Below are 16,512 nucleotides of genomic sequence, written 5' to 3'. Positions count from 1 at the left end.
ATATCGCATCTTACAGGTACCTTTCAAAGAGACCCGGTTAACCGAACGTAGCTTAAACAAACCATTATGCCGTTAGAACAAACTATAAACGACGCTATAAAAGCAGCCATGCTGGCCAGGAATGAAGTAGACCTGCGCAGCCTGCGCGCCATCAAAGCCGCTATCCTCGTAGCTAAAACCGCCGAAGGCGCCAATGGCGACATCTCCGAAGCAGAAGAGTCGAAGCTGCTGCAGAAACTTGCCAAGCAAAGAAAAGACTCCCTCGATATTTTCCGTCAGCAAAACCGGGAAGACCTGGCCGCCAAAGAAGAAGAGGAGCTGCTCGTCATCGAACGTTACCTGCCTAAACAAATGGAGGAAGCTGAAATCCGCACGGTACTCACGGGTATCATTGCCCAGGTAGGCGCTGCCGGCCCCGGCGACATGGGCAAAGTGATGGGCGTGGCTACCAAACAGCTGGCCGGTAAAGCCGACGGTAAAGTCATTTCCGCACTGGTAAAAGAATTGCTGGCAAAGTAAGCCATGGCAATAGACATCATTTTCGCCATTATCCTGGTATTTGCCATATACAGGGGATTTACCCGCGGGCTCATCGTGGCGGTATTTTCGTTTGTAGCCTGCATGATCGGGCTGGCGGCAGCGTTAAAGCTGTCATCCACCCTGTCCGTGTACCTGCAGGAACATGCCGGCATGAATACCCGCTGGTTGCCCGTACTGTCCTTCGTTCTCCTGTTCCTGGGCGTAGTGCTGCTTATCCGGCTTGGCGCCAACCTTCTCGAAAAGATGGTGGAGCTGGTGTTGCTCGGCTGGGTAAATAAACTGGGCGGGATATTGCTTTACAGTACAATATTTATTATAATTTACAGCGTAATGTTATGGATCGCCAACCAGTTATACTGGCTGAGTCCTGAAACAAAGCTGCAATCGGCAGTATATCCTTATATAGAGAAGATTGGCCCCTGGGTGGTAAAGCATATTGGGACGGTATTGCCGTTTTTCCGGGATATTTTCAGTGACCTGGAAGCTTTCTTTGAAAACGCCGCCACGCATGCAGCCGGTAAATAGCTTCGAAAGAAGGGGCTTTTGGGTCCGGTGGAGGCTCCGAATTGCGTAGATTGCTCGCTTCAAAGATTATTTGAATTAAGAAAAAGAATTATTTTAGCGCAAAATTGACTTTTAAGCTTAGGCGATGAATTACGAAATCAAAACAGAGGGTAAGTTTAAATTCGTGGAGGAAGGTGAAGGAGAACCGTTGATATTACTGCATGGGCTGTTTGGCGCACTAAGTAATTTCATGGACCTGGTGGAGCATTTCAGAAAAACCCATAAGGTGGTTGTGCCCTTGCTGCCGCTGTGGGACCTCAATATTCTCGATACCTCTGTAGGCGGGCTGGCCAAGTATGTGCATAAATTCCTGGAAACCCGTAATTATCAAAATATCCACCTCCTGGGTAACTCCCTGGGCGGTCACATTGCGCTGGTGTATATCCTGAAGCACCAGGAGAACGTAAAATCACTCATCCTCACCGGCAGCTCCGGCCTGTTCGAGAACGGCATGGGCGAAACTTATCCGAAAAGAGGCGATTACGAATACATCAAGAAGAAAACAGAGCTCACCTTCTACGATCCGGCCATCGCTACTAAAGAGCTGGTAGACGAGGTTTTCGATATCGTGAACAACCGCCTGAAAGTAATTAAGATTATTGCCCTGGCGAAATCGGCCATCCGCCACAACCTTGGAGACGAGCTGATGGACATTACCGTGCCTACCTGCCTGATCTGGGGCCAGAACGATACGATCACGCCGCCAATGGTGGGTGAAGAGTTCAAAAAGCTGATCCCGAACTCAGAACTGCACTTTGTTGATAAATGCGGCCACGCACCGATGATGGAGCAACCGGCAGAATTTAACGCCATCCTGGGAGCCTTCCTCGCTAAGCTTAAATAATAAGCGCGCCGTTTCAGCCGTTATCTCTTCGCAGGAACATTATACCTATGTTCACTTCCTGCGCATATGACTGCTATGCCATTTCGTGCCGGATGTTGTAATTTTTACACGTAGTTTCTGCGTTTGGAATATTCTTTGTTATTATTGCAGTACAATCCAAATGAACATTATGCTGGCCCAGGAACTTATATCATCTGTAATTCCGGTGTTGCACCCGATGGATACCGGAGCCAAAGCATTGCGACTGATGAACGAATATCATCTGACGCAACTGCCCATGGTAACGGATGCCAAATACGTTGGGTTAGTGGAGGAGGATGATATTATGGACTGGGAAGATCCGGACCTGCTGCTGGAGGCTGCACAGGTAGCGCAGTTTAAACCAGCGGTGATGGAAGGCGCTCACTTCTATGAAGCGCTGAAACTTTTTTACGACTTCAAACTCTCGGCCCTGCCGGTCGTTACCCGCGACAATGAATACCTGGGCGTTATTACAAAAGATAATCTGCTGGCCGTACTGGCCATGTACAACGGTGTAAAGGAACCCGGCGGCCTCGTGGTGCTGGAAGTTGGTCCGCGCGACTACAGCCTTTCCGAAATCGCCCGCATCGCGGAGTCTAACGACGTTACATTACTGGCAGTTAACATTATCACCAATCCCGCTACCGGTAAACTGGAAGTGCTGCTTAAAACCAACCGGCAGGACTTACAGGGATTAGTGGCTACTTTCGAGCGCTTCAACTATATTATCAAATACACTTTCAGCGAAGAGCTGGAAGAAGACCTGGTGAAGAAAAATTACGAACTGCTCATGACCTACCTGAGCATGTAGTCGCCAGTATTAAGCATGTACAAATACCTTCACATTCTCCTGCTCTGCCTGTACACGGCGGCTGTACTGCCCTGTAAAGCGCAAGCCGTACAACCCATGCAGGTAGTGAGCGATGAAGGATACATCGTTATCCGCCACATCATTATCACCGGTAACAAAAAAACACGCACCTCCGTTATCTTACGCGAGCTTGGTACCGTACCGGGCGACACGATCAAACTAAAAGAATTATCCGCCACCCTCGAAACAAGACGTAAACAGTTGCTTAATACTTCCCTGTTCCTCAACGTTACCTCCAACGTAAAAAACTGGACAGGTAACGAAGCTGACATCGAATTTGAAGTGTGGGAGCGCTGGTACACCTTTGCCTTTCCCATCTTTAAGCTGGCCGACCGTAACTTCAACCAGTGGCTGGTAGAACAAAAGGGCAGCATCGATCGTGTAAACCTCGGCGTTAAGGTGTTAAAGGATAACCTGACCGGTCGTAACGACGAAATCAAAGCGGACATACAGGCCGGTTACACGCAACGCGTCGTGTTGTCGTACGATCTGCCTTATGTGGATAAGCGTTATCGTCACGGCATTGGATTTTCATTTTCCTATAGCCGTAACCGGGAGGTAAACGACAGTACCGCGTTGAACAAACAACACTTCTACACCCGCGATGAATTTCTGCGCCGCAACTTTTCGGCCGGCGTCAGTTATACCTACCGCCGGGCGATCAATACCCGCCACCAGGCATTCCTCACGTATAACGACGATAGTGTGCACGATTCGGTAGCTATTCGTAACCCGCAATACTACGGAGGTGGCCGCACCCGCGCCCGCTACCTCAACCTGTTGTACCGCGTTTCGTACGTGAAGGCCGACAGCTGGCAGTTCCCGTTGAAAGGTGTGTCGGTACAGGCGGAATTAGAGAAGACGGGCATCGCGCCCCTGGACGATATCAATAACGTGCGCATACGGTTTCGCGGTGCGAGGTACTGGCAGCTGGCGCCTAAAACCTTTGGTGCATTGGGTATACGGGCGCAGGCAAAGTTGTCGGACGAGCAGCCTTATGTGGCGCAAAAGGCCATGGGCTATGGCGATGATTATTTAAGGGGATACGAATACTATGTGGTAGACGGCACCAGTTTTGCGATCTTTAAATCCACTTTGCGGCAGCAGCTGCTCAATACAAGCTTCCGGGTGCCCCTGGTGCCGCGTAAGTTTAGCCAGGTGCCGCTGCGCATCTTCGCAAAAACGTATGTCGATGCGGGTTATACCTACAGTAAGTACCCCGGCGACGGCTTTTTGAACAACCGCATGTTATACAGCGGCGGAGTGGGGCTGGAGATCGTGTCTTTCTACGATACGGCGATCCGGTTCGAATACAGCCTTAACCAGTTAGGCGAAAAAGGACTATTTTTACACGCTAAGTTGGACATGTAACCGTTAACGTCAACTATTTCAGCGCATGCAAATTGCTATTTACAGCAGGGGATTTAATGAAGACGACATAGACGACATCAGGCTTTTGCTGGATGAATTGCTGCGTCAGGAGATTACGCCTGTCATTTATGAGCCTTTCTACAAAGAGTTGCACCAACATGTGCAACTCAACCGCCACGTGGAAACCTTTTCCGACGGCGCCGGGCTCACCGCTAAAATAGAATTCCTGATCAGTTTGGGCGGCGACGGCACCCTGCTGGACACGGTTACCTTCGTGCGTGATAAAGATATTCCCGTACTGGGCGTAAACTTCGGCCGCCTCGGCTTTTTAGCCAACGCCGGCCGGGAGGACATTCATCACCTCGTAAAATCGCTGGTAGCCCGCAATTACGTGGTAGACGAGCGGAGCCTCATTCACCTTGATGCCAGCATACCCTTGTTCGGCGATGTGCCTTACGCCCTCAATGAGTTTACGATCCATAAGAAAGATACATCCGCCATGGTGAAGGTGCATACGTACCTCAACGGCGAGTTTTTGAACACTTATTGGGCCGATGGCCTTATTGTGGCTACGCCAACAGGATCTACCGGTTATTCACTTAGTTGCGGTGGCCCGATCGTATTTCCCGAGGCGAGCAATTTTGTAATCACCCCCGTAGCCCCGCACAACCTGAATGTGAGACCCCTCGTGATACCAGATGACCAGGTGCTTTCTTTCGAGATAGAAGGCCGGAGCGACCAGTTTATCTGCACCCTCGATTCGCGTATGGAGATTATAGACAACCGGGTGCAGCTCGCGGTGAAGAAAGAAAGTTTTTCGCTGAAGCTGTTGCGGCTTAACGAGGCCAACTTCCTGCACACCCTGCGTAACAAACTGCTTTGGGGTATCGATACCCGTAATCGCGGGAAGTAAGCGCGGCTTTGCGGAATACCAAAAAGCCTTATTTTACGTTTTTAGTCTTGTTTATGCGTCATCCAATCAACTATTTGCAGTGTTTAAAGGCCTTTGGGCTCGGAATTACCTTATTCTGCCTTACCGGCAGTACCGCCAGTGCACAGCAGGAATTGCAGTACACCGGCGAACTTGGCTTTACTGCTGGTGGCGCCCATTACTTTGGCGATCTTAATACCCGCTACGCGCTTAACGCTACCAAACCCACGGTGGGAGTGTATTACCGTAAATACTTCAACGATTACGTAGGTGCAAGGCTACACTTCCGGTACGCGCAGCTGGGCTACTCCGACGTATACAACACCAACGATTTTCAAAGGAGCCGTAATCTGAGCTTTAACTCCGATATATTTGAACTGGGTGCCCAGGGCGACTTCAACTTCTTCCGATTCGAGCCCGGCAGCGAGGAGTACCGCTTTACACCTTACTTTACAGGCGGCATTTCCATGTTCCACTACAATCCTTACGCCCTGTACCAGGGTAACAAATACTTTTTGCAACCCATGCACACCGAGGGGCAGGGCATGGCCGCCTATCCGGACAGGAAGCCATATGGCCTTTTTTCCTATGCATGGCTCATTGGCGGCGGTGTTAAATACAGCATCAATCACCGCCTGAACCTGGGGGTGGAGGTGTTGTACCGCTTTACCGGCACCGACTACCTCGACGACGTAAGTACCACCTACATAGGCGTCGAAAACTTCGCGTTAAACCCTGCCGGCCAGCCGTCGATGGCAGCTATCTTACAAGACCGTTCTGCAGCCGTTGGGGAAACGATCGGTGTAGCGGGCAGGCAGCGTGGGAACAGTCGTGACCGGGACCATTTTGCTACGATTGAAATAACGTTTGGCATCCTCTTTACTTCTTATAAATGCAGATTCTGATAAGCCCGTCCATTGTGCATTTGCGCTTTACGCAGGTGGATAATTTTTAACTTATATCTCCTCGTCCGTTAAAACTACGTTAAAACACACCCCCTCTCTTGGCGGGTAGCGACATAAGGGTATTTTTGTATCTTTGCACACTTTTAGTAAATCTGTATTAACACGCCTACATACATGAGTTTGAAGGATCAATTAGACCTGCAGCGACTGCCGCGTCACATTGCCGTAATTATGGACGGCAACGGCCGTTGGGCAAAAGAACGCGGTCAGGACAGGTTGTATGGGCATCACGAAGGAGTGGAAAGTGTGCGGAACATCGTAGAAGCCTGTGCCGAATTAGGGGTTGGGTATCTGACCCTGTATGCTTTTTCTACTGAGAACTGGGACCGTCCCATGTATGAGGTGAATGGCATTATGGAACTGCTTGTGAATACCATCCGTAAGGAAGTAGCCACCCTTTCCAAAAATAACATCCGGTTACATGTAATCGGGGATATGGAAATGCTACCCGGCAATGCCCGCCAGGAGATGGAGGAAGCTATGAGCATCACAGCGGCCAATACCGGTTTGAACCTGGTAATGGCGTTGAGTTACAGCGCCCGTTGGGAAATTGTACGGGCCGCACGCAACATCGCGCAGGATACCCGCGATGGCAAGTTAAAACCAGAGGACGTAACACCAGAGGTCTGGGAACAATACCTGTGCACCGCGAAAATCCCGGACCCGGAATTAATGATAAGGACTAGTGGAGAATGCCGTATCAGTAACTTCTTACTTTACCAGTTGGCTTATGCAGAACTGTATTTCACCAATACGCGCTGGCCTGACTTCAGAAAAGAGAACCTATACGAAGCCATCTTAAATTTTCAAACCAGAGAACGTCGTTTTGGCAAAACAAGCGATCAAATACAGCAGAATGAAGAAATTGTTTCCTAAGAGCTTACTGGCCCTCGTGTTATGTTGCAGTGCCGGGATGAGTGTGTCTGCCCAGCAGAAAGATACGATCCCGGTAAAAAGGCCTGAAGCGGTGCCTCTTGACCTGGATAACCCCCAACAGTACGAGATAGCCGACATTGCCGTTTCCGGTACCCAGTTCCTCGACAAACAGCTGCTGATCTCGCTGTCTGGACTTAACGTGGGCGATAAAGTGATCCTCCCGGGCGACCACTTCTCCAAAACAATTTCTACGCTGTGGTCTCAGCGCTTCTTTTCCAACATCGCTATCTACATCACCAAAATAGAAGGAAACAAGATCTGGCTCGAAATCGAACTCACGGAAAAACCCCGTATGAGCGATTTCGATTTCAAAGGCATCAAAAAATCTGAAAAGGACGAACTGGTAACCAAAATAGGCCTTCGCAAAAGCCAGGTGGTAACCGAAGCCCTCAAGCAGAATGCCGTTAGCCAGATCCGTGCTTACTACGCCGAAAAAGGTTTCCGCAATATCACCACCCGTGTTGAAGAAGTGCCGGACGCGCGCCTGCAAAACAGCGCCAAGGTAATCTTCCACGTGTCCAAAGGCAATAAAGTTCGCGTTAACAACATCCACATCGTTGGTAACGATAACATCGCCGATAACAAGCTGAAGAAAAAAATGAAGGGTACCAAGGAGATGAGCCGCTTCACCCTGCACCCGGACGATAAAACTGTTTATGTTGACAGCAACGAGGTAAAACCTGATTACTGGAAAGAAATGGGTTTCCTCTCTGCCACCAAAACACTGGAAGCGCTGGACCCATACTTCCGCTTTCACGTATTTGCCAACGCCAAGTTCAACGACGGAAAATATTTTGAGGATAAAGAGAAGCTGGTAGCGTACTACAACTCTCAGGGCTTCCGCGATGCGGTGATCGTGCGCGATACCACTTATCCATCGTACCGCAATAACCTCAACATCGACATCCAGGTGGAAGAGGGTAAAAAATACTACTTCGGTAACATCACCTATAAAGGTAACTCCGTGTACAGCGACTCCGTATTGTCACGCATACTCGGTATCAAAAAAGGAGATATCTATAACCTGGAACTGCTGGAAAAACGCCTCGGTAAGCAAATGAGCCCGGAAGGCGGCGACATCACCGGTTATTATATGGACTTCGGTTACCTGTTCTTCCAGATCGACCCGGTGGAAATCGGTATTCGTGGCGACACCATCGACTACGAGATCCGTATGAGAGAAGGACCAAAAGCAACGATCAGCGCGATCACCCTGGCAGGTAACGAAAAAACCAACGACCACGTAGTGATCCGCGAGTTACGTACCTTCCCCGGCGACGACTTCAGCCGTGCTAACCTGATCCGTTCACAGCGTGAGATTTCCAACCTCGGTTTCTTCGACCCGGAGAAAATCGGTATCAACCCGGTGCCGGACGCCAACCATGGTACAGTTGACATCGACTACACCGTTGTCGAAAGAGCGAACGATCAGTTGGAGCTGTCTGCTGGCTGGGGCGGTTATATCGGTTTGACCGGTACCCTCGGTGTAACGTTCAACAACTTCTCTATTAAAAACATCTTTAAGAAAGAAACCTGGGACCCTTTGCCGAGCGGCGACGGACAAAAACTGTCTGTACGTATCTCTTCCAATGGTAAGGCGTACCGTTCTTATAACTTTTCTTTCACAGAACCATGGTTAGGCGGTAAAAAACGTAACCCGTTCTCTGTAAGTTTCTACAGCACCTTCCAGAACCCGAACGCATATGCCGAGTACTATGGTCAGACCGTTAGCAACCCCGGCGCTTACTTCCGCGTACTGGGCGGTTCCATCTCTTTGGGTAAACAGCTGAAATGGCCGGATGACTATTTCTCCCTGATGTACTCACTGAACTATCAGCGTTACAAACTGAAAGACTTCAACTACTTTAACATTTCCGGTTTCGATAGCGGTATCTCTAATAACCTGAGCTTCCGTTTAACACTGGCACGTTCTTCTGTGGATCAGCAGATCTTCCCGCGTAGCGGTTCCAGCTTCATGGTATTCGGTCAGTTCACGCCTCCTTACTCCTTGTTTAACCAGGACAGGAATTACAAGAACGAACCTGTTAAAGATCAGTTTAAATTTATCGAGTACCAGAAATATCGTTTGAACGCGGAATGGTATGTTCCGTTGACCAAGCCGACCGGTAGCGACAATAAATCACTGGTACTGAAAGTGGCGACCAAGTTTGGTTACATCGGCAGCTACAATGATCGCACAACACTTTCGCCATTCGGACGTTTTGAATTGGGTGGTGATGGTTTGAGTAACTTTGCCGTATATGACCGCGATATCATTTCGCAGCGTGGTTATCCGTTATATTACACTTCCAACCCGAAACTGAACCCGGAAAGCGGGCAGCCTGCCGGCTACCAGGGCTTCACCATCTTCAACAAATATGTGATGGAGGTTCGTTACCCGTTCAGCCTGAACCCGAGCTCGACCATCTTTGGTCTGGCCTTTATCGAGGCAGCCAACGGTTATCGTGACTTTAAAGAATACAACCCGTTCCGTTTGCGCAGATCAGTTGGTTTGGGTGCACGCTTCTACCTGCCGATGTTCGGCCTGTTAGGTTTCGACTACGGTATTGGTCTTGACAGGTTAAGACCGGGCGGTGGATTGAAAGATGCGGCTAAGTTCACCTTCATGCTCGGCTTCGAACCGGAGTAACAGAGATGGACGAAAAAGGGAATGCTGAATTTTTCAAATTATTATATATTGCGAATCCGGGCCATTGGTGTAGAGAATGGAGGACAATCGGCTTAGGGCATGGTATTTGCAATTTCGACCCACAAATCGCATAAAATGAAAAAACTCTTTATCACAGCAGCTATATTAATGACCACTGTAATAGCGGCGCAGGCGCAGCGTTACTGTGTGATCGATACAAAATATATCCTCGAAAGCGTACCTGATTACAAGGAAGCGCAAACTAAACTGGATGCCGTTGCAGACCAATGGCAAAAGGAGATCGATGCGAAATTCCAGGAGGTAGATAAGATGTACAAATCTTACCAGGCCGAGCAGGTGATGCTGACAGAGGAGCTGAAACGCAAAAGGGAAGATGAAATAGTGGCCCGGGAGAAAGACGCGAAGGAACTGCAGAAGAAACGTTTCGGTTATGAGGGCGACCTCTTTAAAAAGCGTGAAGAGCTGGTAAAGCCGATCCAGGACCGTATTTACAACGCTGTACAAAAAATGGCTGCCAGCCGTATGTACGACTTTGTACTGGACAAATCTGGTGGTATTACCGTAATCTTCTCCGATCCGAAACTGGACAAAAGTGAGGATATATTGAAAGCCCTCGGCGTTAAAAAGTAGCCTTATAAACCAATTTTTATCTAAAACAACAACTTAAGTGAACATCATGAAGAAGTACGTAATTGTTGCTCTCGTTGCGTTTTCCGCTATGGTTAGCGTAAAAGCATCGGCGCAAGGCAAAATTGCGCATATCAATGCGTCGGAGTTGCTGCAGCTGATGCCGGAAGCTAAAACCGCATCGGAGCAACTGGAACAATTTGCTGCCGGGCTGGAAAAAGACCAGCGTGCGTTGGTGGATGAGTACACTAAACAAATGCAGCTTTTCGACTCGACCAGCGCTAAACTGGCTGAGGCTGTGAAGCAGGCGAAGATCAAAGAAATTCAGGCGACTCAGCAGAGAATCCAGGAATTCAACGCAGGCGCCGATCAGAAAATCAACACTAAAAAACAGGAATTATTAAAACCAGTTCTCGACAAAGCCAAAAAGGCGATCGAAGAAGTAGCAAAAGAAAAAGGTTATGGCTACGTGTTCGATAACTCAGAAGGCCTTTTGCTGGTAGCTCCAGCTGCGGATGACCTGATGGCCACCGTAAAAACGAAACTTGGAATTAAATAATCACCCTATACTCATAAACTTTATACCATGAAGAAATACATAGTGATCCTGGCCGTAGCAGTAGCAGGTCTGTTCAGCGTAAACGCAAGTGCTCAGTCTAAAGTAGCACACATCAACTCACAAGTATTGGTAGAGGCTATGCCAGATGCCAAAACTGCTCAAACTAAAATTCAGGCTTTTGCAGATACCCTTGACAGGGACTTTAAAGCCATGCAGGACGAGCTGCAGGCCCAGGCTAAAGATCTGGACGCCAAAGCAGGTAACGGTACCATGAGCCCGAATATGATCGAAATCAAGCAGAAACAACTGCAGGACATGCAGCGTAATATCCAGGCTTTCCAGCAGAGCGCTTCACAGCAGATCGAAGCTAAACAGGCGCAGCTGATGAAACCCGTTATCGATAAAGCTAAAAAAGCAATCGAAGACGTAGCAAAAGAGAAAGGTTATACCTACGTAATTGACACTTACCAGGGCACACTGCTCGTTACCCCAACCGGCGACGACATCCTGGCACTGGTGAAAACCAAACTGGGTATCAAATAATTGGTCCTTCACAGGATTGAAAAGGGAGACGGACCCGTCCGTTTCCCTTTTTTCTTTTTTTAAGGCAAAGGGCTTTGATATTTCGAATAATTTCTGCTACCTTTGCCTTCCGTTTTAAAACGGGGTTATAGTAGCCTGTCCGGGTGGATGGGTTAATTAGTACAGGAAAAAACAAAAAAATCAAGATGAAACGTACTTTTCAACCGCATAACAGACGCAGAAAGAGCGTTCACGGTTTCAGAAAGAGAATGGAAACTGCTAACGGCCGTAAAGTATTGGCTTCCCGCAGGGCTAAAGGTAGAAAGAAACTGACTGTTTCTGACGAGCGCAAGCTGAAGTAATCTATTTGAGATAAATACTACTGTATCATAAAGACTTATTCTTTTAACAAGGAAGAAAGGTTAAAGAGCAGGAAACTGATTGAAACGCTTTTTCGAAACGGAAAAGCGTTTTCTGTTTTTCCATACCGTGTAATCTACATGCCTGCTAAACTGCCTACGGAGAAGTTTCCCGTACAGGCAGGCTTCACTGCGTCTGGCCGCAACTTTCCCCACGCCACCGACCGTAATCGTATTAAACGTCTTGGTCGCGAATGCTGGCGCCTGCAAAAGCAGGAACTCTATGACGCCCTCGGCGAAGGCCAGCAACTGGCCGTATTTTTTATCTATACTGATAAAAAAATAGCCGACTTCCCCACCCTGCGCCATAAATTTTCGGTAATTTTAAATCGTTTGCAGAAAGAATTATCGGGGGAAACAAAGTAGTTTTCACCTGTCACCAACAAACGATCTGTTCAATGAGGCGATTTTTGATTTGGCTGAGCTATCCGTTTATTTTTCTTATCAAAATATACCAATGGTGTATTTCCCCGTTATTAGGAAGTAGTAAATGCCGGTACACGCCAACTTGCTCCCAATACGGCCTGGAAGCGTTCCGCAAATACGGATTACTGAAAGGATCGTATCTCACCGCCCGCCGCATCATCTCCTGCAACCCCTGGGGTGGCCACGGTTATGATCCCGTTCCTTGATTTTGAACTAATTAGCATAAAACGAACCTATGAGGAAGCGTAATAAGCTTATCGCCATATCTCTGCTCCTGCTCAGCCTGGGCATAACGGCGTTCTCTGACAATGATAAATACTTCCAGATCGCGAAGAACCTGGATATTTTCGCCGCTTTTTACCGGGAGCTGAATACGTACTACGTAGACGACCTGCCGGCCGATAAACTCATGCAAAGGGGCATAGAAGCGATGTTGGAAGAAACCGACCCTTATACGGACTTTGTTTCCGAAGACAACCTGGACGATCTGAAGTTTATGGCTACCGGCAAATATGGCGGCGTAGGCGTATCTATCTTCACCCGTGGCGACTCCACCGCTATCACCGACGTGTACGAAGGAAGCCCCATGCATCGCGCGGGCATCCGTGCGGGCGACATCATTCTTTCGCTCGATGGTAAAAGTGTGAAAGGCTGGCAGCAGGAAGACATTAGCCGTGTACTGAAAGGCGCACCTGGTACGCCCATGACCATGACCGTACGTCACCCGCTCAATAAATCGGAAAAAACGGTAAAGATCCAGCGGGAAGAGATTGCGGTGCGGCCGGTAAGCTTCTCCGGCATTGTGAAGAACGATGTGGGGTATATAAGGATGACGCAGTTTACCGAAAACAGCGGCCGCCTCGTACAGGAAGCATTTGAAAAACTGAAGGCCACTAATCCGACGCTCAAAGGTGTGATCCTCGACCTGCGCGGCAACCCCGGCGGACTGCTGGAAGAAGCGGTAGTCGTATCCAACATCTTTATCGATAAAAATAAACTGATCGTCAGCACCAAAGGCAAAGTAAAAAGCTGGGACCGCGAATATAAAACCCTGCAACAGCCTGTAGATGTGCAAGTGCCGCTCGTGGTACTCACCAGCCGCACTTCCGCCTCCGCGGCCGAAATCGTGGCCGGCGCTGTGCAGGACCTGGACCGTGGCGTGGTAATCGGTCAGCGTTCTTTCGGCAAGGGGCTTGTGCAAACTACCCGTCCGCTGCCTTATAATGCTAAGCTGAAAGTGACCACTGCGAAGTATTACACGCCCAGCGGCCGTTGCATCCAGGCCATCGACTACTCGCATCGCAATGAGGACGGTGAAGCAGAATCAGTACCGGATAGCCTGCGCAAAAGCTTTGCCACCGTAGCCGGCCGCCCGGTAAAAGATGGCGGCGGTATCGAACCCGATGATAAAACAGAACCGACTATATTGAGCCAGGTGGCCATCACGCTGCTGCGTAAACAATACATTTTCGATTATGTAACACAGTATGTTTACGCGCATCCTAAATCACCTGCTATCGGCGAATTCCGGTTAAGTGAAGCGGAGTTTGACGACTTCGTGCGTTACCTGGATGGTAAAGACTATAGCTACAAAACCCGCAGTGAAGAAGCGTTGGAGGCCTTTAGCGCAACTGCCCGTAGGGAGCAATACTACGAAGCCGTATCGAAAGAGTTTGACGCGTTGCAGGCCAAAATGAAACACGATAAAAAACAAGATCTCCTGAAACATAAAACAGAGATCCGCCAGTTGCTGGAAGAAGAAATAATGAACCGGCATTACCTTCAGAAAGGCCGCATCGAAACAGGGCTCGCCTGGGACAATGATGTGCTGGAGGCAGTGTCTGTATTACAGCAGCCAACGAAGTACCAGGCCTTGCTGGTAGTAGCAAAGAAATAAGATCGATACAATGATAGTGAAGCCTTGCACCTGGTGGTGCAGGGCTTTTTATTTGGGGGTAACCCCGCCCGCCGCACGTAATAAATTATGATTTCCAGAACGTTTGCGGTAAATTGAACCCTACGTCATGTAATTATTAACAGCAAAAGTTTACGAATTATGTCTATGAACTCCGGAGGAAAGTCCCGCCGCGGCTTTATCACCAAAGTAGCCAAGGGAATGGTGGGCGCCACGTTACTGCCTAACATTATTACCGCTGCGGACAGGCAGCGCAACCTCGTGCAGCTCGCCCGCGAAAAGGGACATTACAGTCCTAACGACAATATCCAGATCGCGCTGATCGGTGCCGGCGGTATGGGGACGGCAGATGCGAATACAGCGATCACGGTGCCCGGCGTTAAGCTGGTAGCCGCCTGTGACCTCTACGATGGCCGCCTTGCCGACGCTAAAAAGAAGTACGGCAGCGACATCTTCACCACCCGCGACTACCGCGAAATATTGCAGCGTAAAGACATTGATGCGGTGATTATCGCAACGCCCGATCACTGGCATAAAGACATTTCTGTGGCGGCGATGAATGCAGGCAAATCGGTGTATTGCGAAAAGCCGATGGTGCATGACATTAGTGAAGGTCCGGCAGTTGTGGAAGCGCAGCATAAAAATAAAGTAGTGTTCCAGGTAGGTAGCCAGGGTGTTAGCTCCCTCGGTAACGAAAAGGCGCGCCAATTGCTGAAGGACGGTGCGATCGGGCAGCTGAACTACGCAGAAGGCTTCTGGGCCAGGATGTCGCCATTCGGTGCCTGGCAGTATCCTATTCCGGCCGATGCATCTGAAAAAACAGTAGGCTGGGATACTTATCTCTCTAATACAAAGAAACGTGCTTTCGATCCGCTGCGCTTCTTCCGCTGGCGTAATTACCGCGATTATGGTACCGGCGTTTCCGGCGACTTGTTCGTACACCTGTTCTCCAGCCTGCACCTGGTAACTGGTTCTATTGGTCCGGATAAGGTAATGGCAACCGGCGGGCTGCGTTACTGGAAAGATGGGCGTGAAGTACCGGATGTAATGCTCGGCATGTTCGACTATCCTGAAACCAATGTACATCCTGCCTTTAACCTGTCGCTGCGCGTAAACTTCGTAGACGGTACCGGTGGCACCAACTACCTGCGTATGGTGGGTAGCGAAGGATCAATGACCGTAGAGTGGGATAAAGTGACCCTGCTGCGGAACAAGAACTATGCTGCTGCAGATGATCCGTTGCTGCAAACCAAACAAAGCCAGCAAAACGGCAAACAGTATGTATACGAACGTAAACATATGCTCGATCCAGAGAAGCTGGAATACGCCGCAGAAGAAGGTTACAAAGGTGCCCACTTCGATCACTTCTACAACCTGTTTAACGCCATGCGTACCGGTGGTAAAGTTGCAGAAGACGCCTTGTTCGGTTACCGTGCCGCAGCACCTGCGCTGTTGTGTAACGATAGCTACTTCTCCAACAAGATCATTCACTGGGACCCGAAAAACCTGAAAACCGTAAACAAGTAAAACCGATTCTCCATGCAGAAATTAATGATCGCCAGCCTGGCACTCGCCGCTATGTCATGCGGTAACGCCGGCAATCAACATACAAAAGACTCCGTTACCGTGACAACCAACGATACCACTGCGACTGTAGCAGCAGATAACACCCTCAGCAGCCAGGAAACCGCCGATGGCTGGAAGTTGTTGTTCAACGGCACCTCGCTGGACGGCTGGCGCGTGTACAAAGACCGTACCTCCAACACCTGGTCGGCGGATAGCGGTATCCTCCATTGTAAAGGCAGCACGACCGATAAAAGCGATCTTCGTGGTGATCTGATCACTACCGGCGAGTATGGCAACTTTGAGTTCACAGCAGACTGGAAGCTGGCGCCGCAGGGCAATAGCGGCATCCTTTACCTGGTGACCGAAGAATTTGATGCGCCGTACCTGAGCGGTCCGGAGTACCAGATTATCGACGACAATAACTTCCCTGAAAAGCTGGAAGACTGGCAGAAGACTGGTGCGAACTATGCGATGAACCCACCGTTAGTGATGGCAGCGAAGCCCATCGGCGAATGGAACCATACTAAGATTATCGTGAACAACGGTCACGTAGAGCATTGGCTGAACGGGCAAAAAACAGCCGAAACAGAAATGTGGAGTGATGCCTGGAACAAAGCCAAAGCGACCGGTAAGTGGAAAGATGCTAAAGGTTACGGCATGGCGAAGAAAGGACACATCGCCTTGCAGGATCACGGTAGCGAGATCTGGTTAAAGAATATAAAGATCAAAGAACTGTAAACATAGAAAGGGAGAAGCATTTGCTT

At 49.2% G+C, this 16,512-nt stretch carries 18 protein-coding genes; all 18 read left to right on the top strand.

What is annotated here, in order from left to right; genetic code table 11:
- Positions 1–66 precede the first annotated feature (66 nt).
- The 18 genes from MKQ68_RS20540 to MKQ68_RS20455 all read left to right on the top strand — a co-directional run bounded on the left by MKQ68_RS20540 (position 67) and on the right by MKQ68_RS20455 (position 16,486).
- Positions 67–519: a GatB/YqeY domain-containing protein gene (locus MKQ68_RS20540; RefSeq protein WP_244844950.1), complete on the top strand. Its 453-nt coding sequence runs from the start codon at positions 67–69 to the stop codon at positions 517–519.
- 3 nt (positions 520–522) lie between these two features.
- Entirely contained in the window at positions 523–1,065 is a 543-nt protein-coding gene (locus tag MKQ68_RS20535; RefSeq protein ID WP_264280730.1) for a CvpA family protein, read from the top strand.
- A gap of 124 nt (positions 1,066–1,189) precedes the next feature.
- Positions 1,190–1,948, top strand: coding sequence for an alpha/beta fold hydrolase (locus tag MKQ68_RS20530; RefSeq protein WP_264280729.1), 759 nt, complete (start codon positions 1,190–1,192; stop codon positions 1,946–1,948).
- A 169-nt stretch (positions 1,949–2,117) separates the two neighbouring features.
- Positions 2,118–2,780: a CBS domain-containing protein gene (locus MKQ68_RS20525; protein WP_264280728.1), complete on the top strand. Its 663-nt coding sequence runs from the start codon at positions 2,118–2,120 to the stop codon at positions 2,778–2,780.
- A gap of 15 nt (positions 2,781–2,795) precedes the next feature.
- Positions 2,796–4,211 carry a BamA/TamA family outer membrane protein gene (locus tag MKQ68_RS20520; protein ID WP_264280727.1) on the top strand — a complete coding sequence of 472 codons (1,416 nt, stop codon included), beginning with the start codon at positions 2,796–2,798 and terminating at the stop codon, positions 4,209–4,211.
- Between the two features lie 25 nt (positions 4,212–4,236).
- Positions 4,237–5,124 (top strand): NAD kinase, encoded by an 888-nt coding sequence (locus tag MKQ68_RS20515; RefSeq protein ID WP_264280726.1) that lies wholly within the window; start codon positions 4,237–4,239, stop codon positions 5,122–5,124.
- Positions 5,125–5,177: 53 nt separating this feature from the next.
- Positions 5,178–6,047, top strand: coding sequence for a type IX secretion system protein PorG (gene porG, locus MKQ68_RS20510; RefSeq protein ID WP_264280725.1), 870 nt, complete (start codon positions 5,178–5,180; stop codon positions 6,045–6,047).
- A gap of 174 nt (positions 6,048–6,221) precedes the next feature.
- A complete protein-coding gene (uppS, locus tag MKQ68_RS20505) occupies positions 6,222–6,983 on the top strand; it encodes an undecaprenyl pyrophosphate synthase (protein ID WP_264280724.1) in 762 nt (253 codons plus the stop codon).
- Positions 6,964–9,693, top strand: a complete 2,730-nt coding sequence (locus MKQ68_RS20500) for a BamA/OMP85 family outer membrane protein (protein ID WP_264280723.1) — start codon at positions 6,964–6,966, stop codon at positions 9,691–9,693. Before uppS ends, MKQ68_RS20500 begins: the two co-directional genes overlap by 20 nt.
- A gap of 135 nt (positions 9,694–9,828) precedes the next feature.
- A complete protein-coding gene (locus tag MKQ68_RS20495) occupies positions 9,829–10,344 on the top strand; it encodes an OmpH/Skp family outer membrane protein (RefSeq protein WP_264280722.1) in 516 nt (171 codons plus the stop codon).
- A 46-nt stretch (positions 10,345–10,390) separates the two neighbouring features.
- Entirely contained in the window at positions 10,391–10,900 is a 510-nt protein-coding gene (locus MKQ68_RS20490) for an OmpH/Skp family outer membrane protein (protein WP_264280721.1), read from the top strand.
- 27 nt (positions 10,901–10,927) lie between these two features.
- Complete coding sequence (locus MKQ68_RS20485; protein ID WP_264280720.1) at positions 10,928–11,443, top strand: OmpH/Skp family outer membrane protein; 516 nt, start codon at positions 10,928–10,930, stop codon at positions 11,441–11,443.
- Between the two features lie 185 nt (positions 11,444–11,628).
- Positions 11,629–11,784, top strand: a complete 156-nt coding sequence (gene rpmH / locus MKQ68_RS20480) for a 50S ribosomal protein L34 (RefSeq protein ID WP_012788729.1) — start codon at positions 11,629–11,631, stop codon at positions 11,782–11,784.
- Positions 11,785–11,808: 24 nt separating this feature from the next.
- Positions 11,809–12,207, top strand: coding sequence for a ribonuclease P protein component (locus tag MKQ68_RS20475; RefSeq protein WP_349773826.1), 399 nt, complete (start codon positions 11,809–11,811; stop codon positions 12,205–12,207).
- A gap of 32 nt (positions 12,208–12,239) precedes the next feature.
- On the top strand, positions 12,240–12,473 hold the full coding sequence (gene yidD / locus MKQ68_RS20470; RefSeq protein WP_244844904.1) for a membrane protein insertion efficiency factor YidD: 234 nt from the start codon (positions 12,240–12,242) through the stop codon (positions 12,471–12,473).
- 29 nt (positions 12,474–12,502) lie between these two features.
- Positions 12,503–14,164, top strand: coding sequence for a S41 family peptidase (locus MKQ68_RS20465; RefSeq protein ID WP_244844902.1), 1,662 nt, complete (start codon positions 12,503–12,505; stop codon positions 14,162–14,164).
- 159 nt (positions 14,165–14,323) lie between these two features.
- A complete protein-coding gene (locus MKQ68_RS20460) occupies positions 14,324–15,709 on the top strand; it encodes a Gfo/Idh/MocA family protein (protein WP_264280719.1) in 1,386 nt (461 codons plus the stop codon).
- 12 nt (positions 15,710–15,721) lie between these two features.
- A complete protein-coding gene (locus MKQ68_RS20455) occupies positions 15,722–16,486 on the top strand; it encodes a 3-keto-disaccharide hydrolase (RefSeq protein ID WP_264280718.1) in 765 nt (254 codons plus the stop codon).
- Positions 16,487–16,512: the final 26 nt, after the last annotated feature.

Origin of the sequence: Chitinophaga horti, assembly GCF_022867795.2 — a bacterium.
GTDB classification, from domain to species: domain Bacteria; phylum Bacteroidota; class Bacteroidia; order Chitinophagales; family Chitinophagaceae; genus Chitinophaga; species Chitinophaga horti.
The sequence above is the reverse complement of the archived record's forward strand: the minus strand, read 5'-3'. Positions and strand labels throughout refer to the sequence as shown.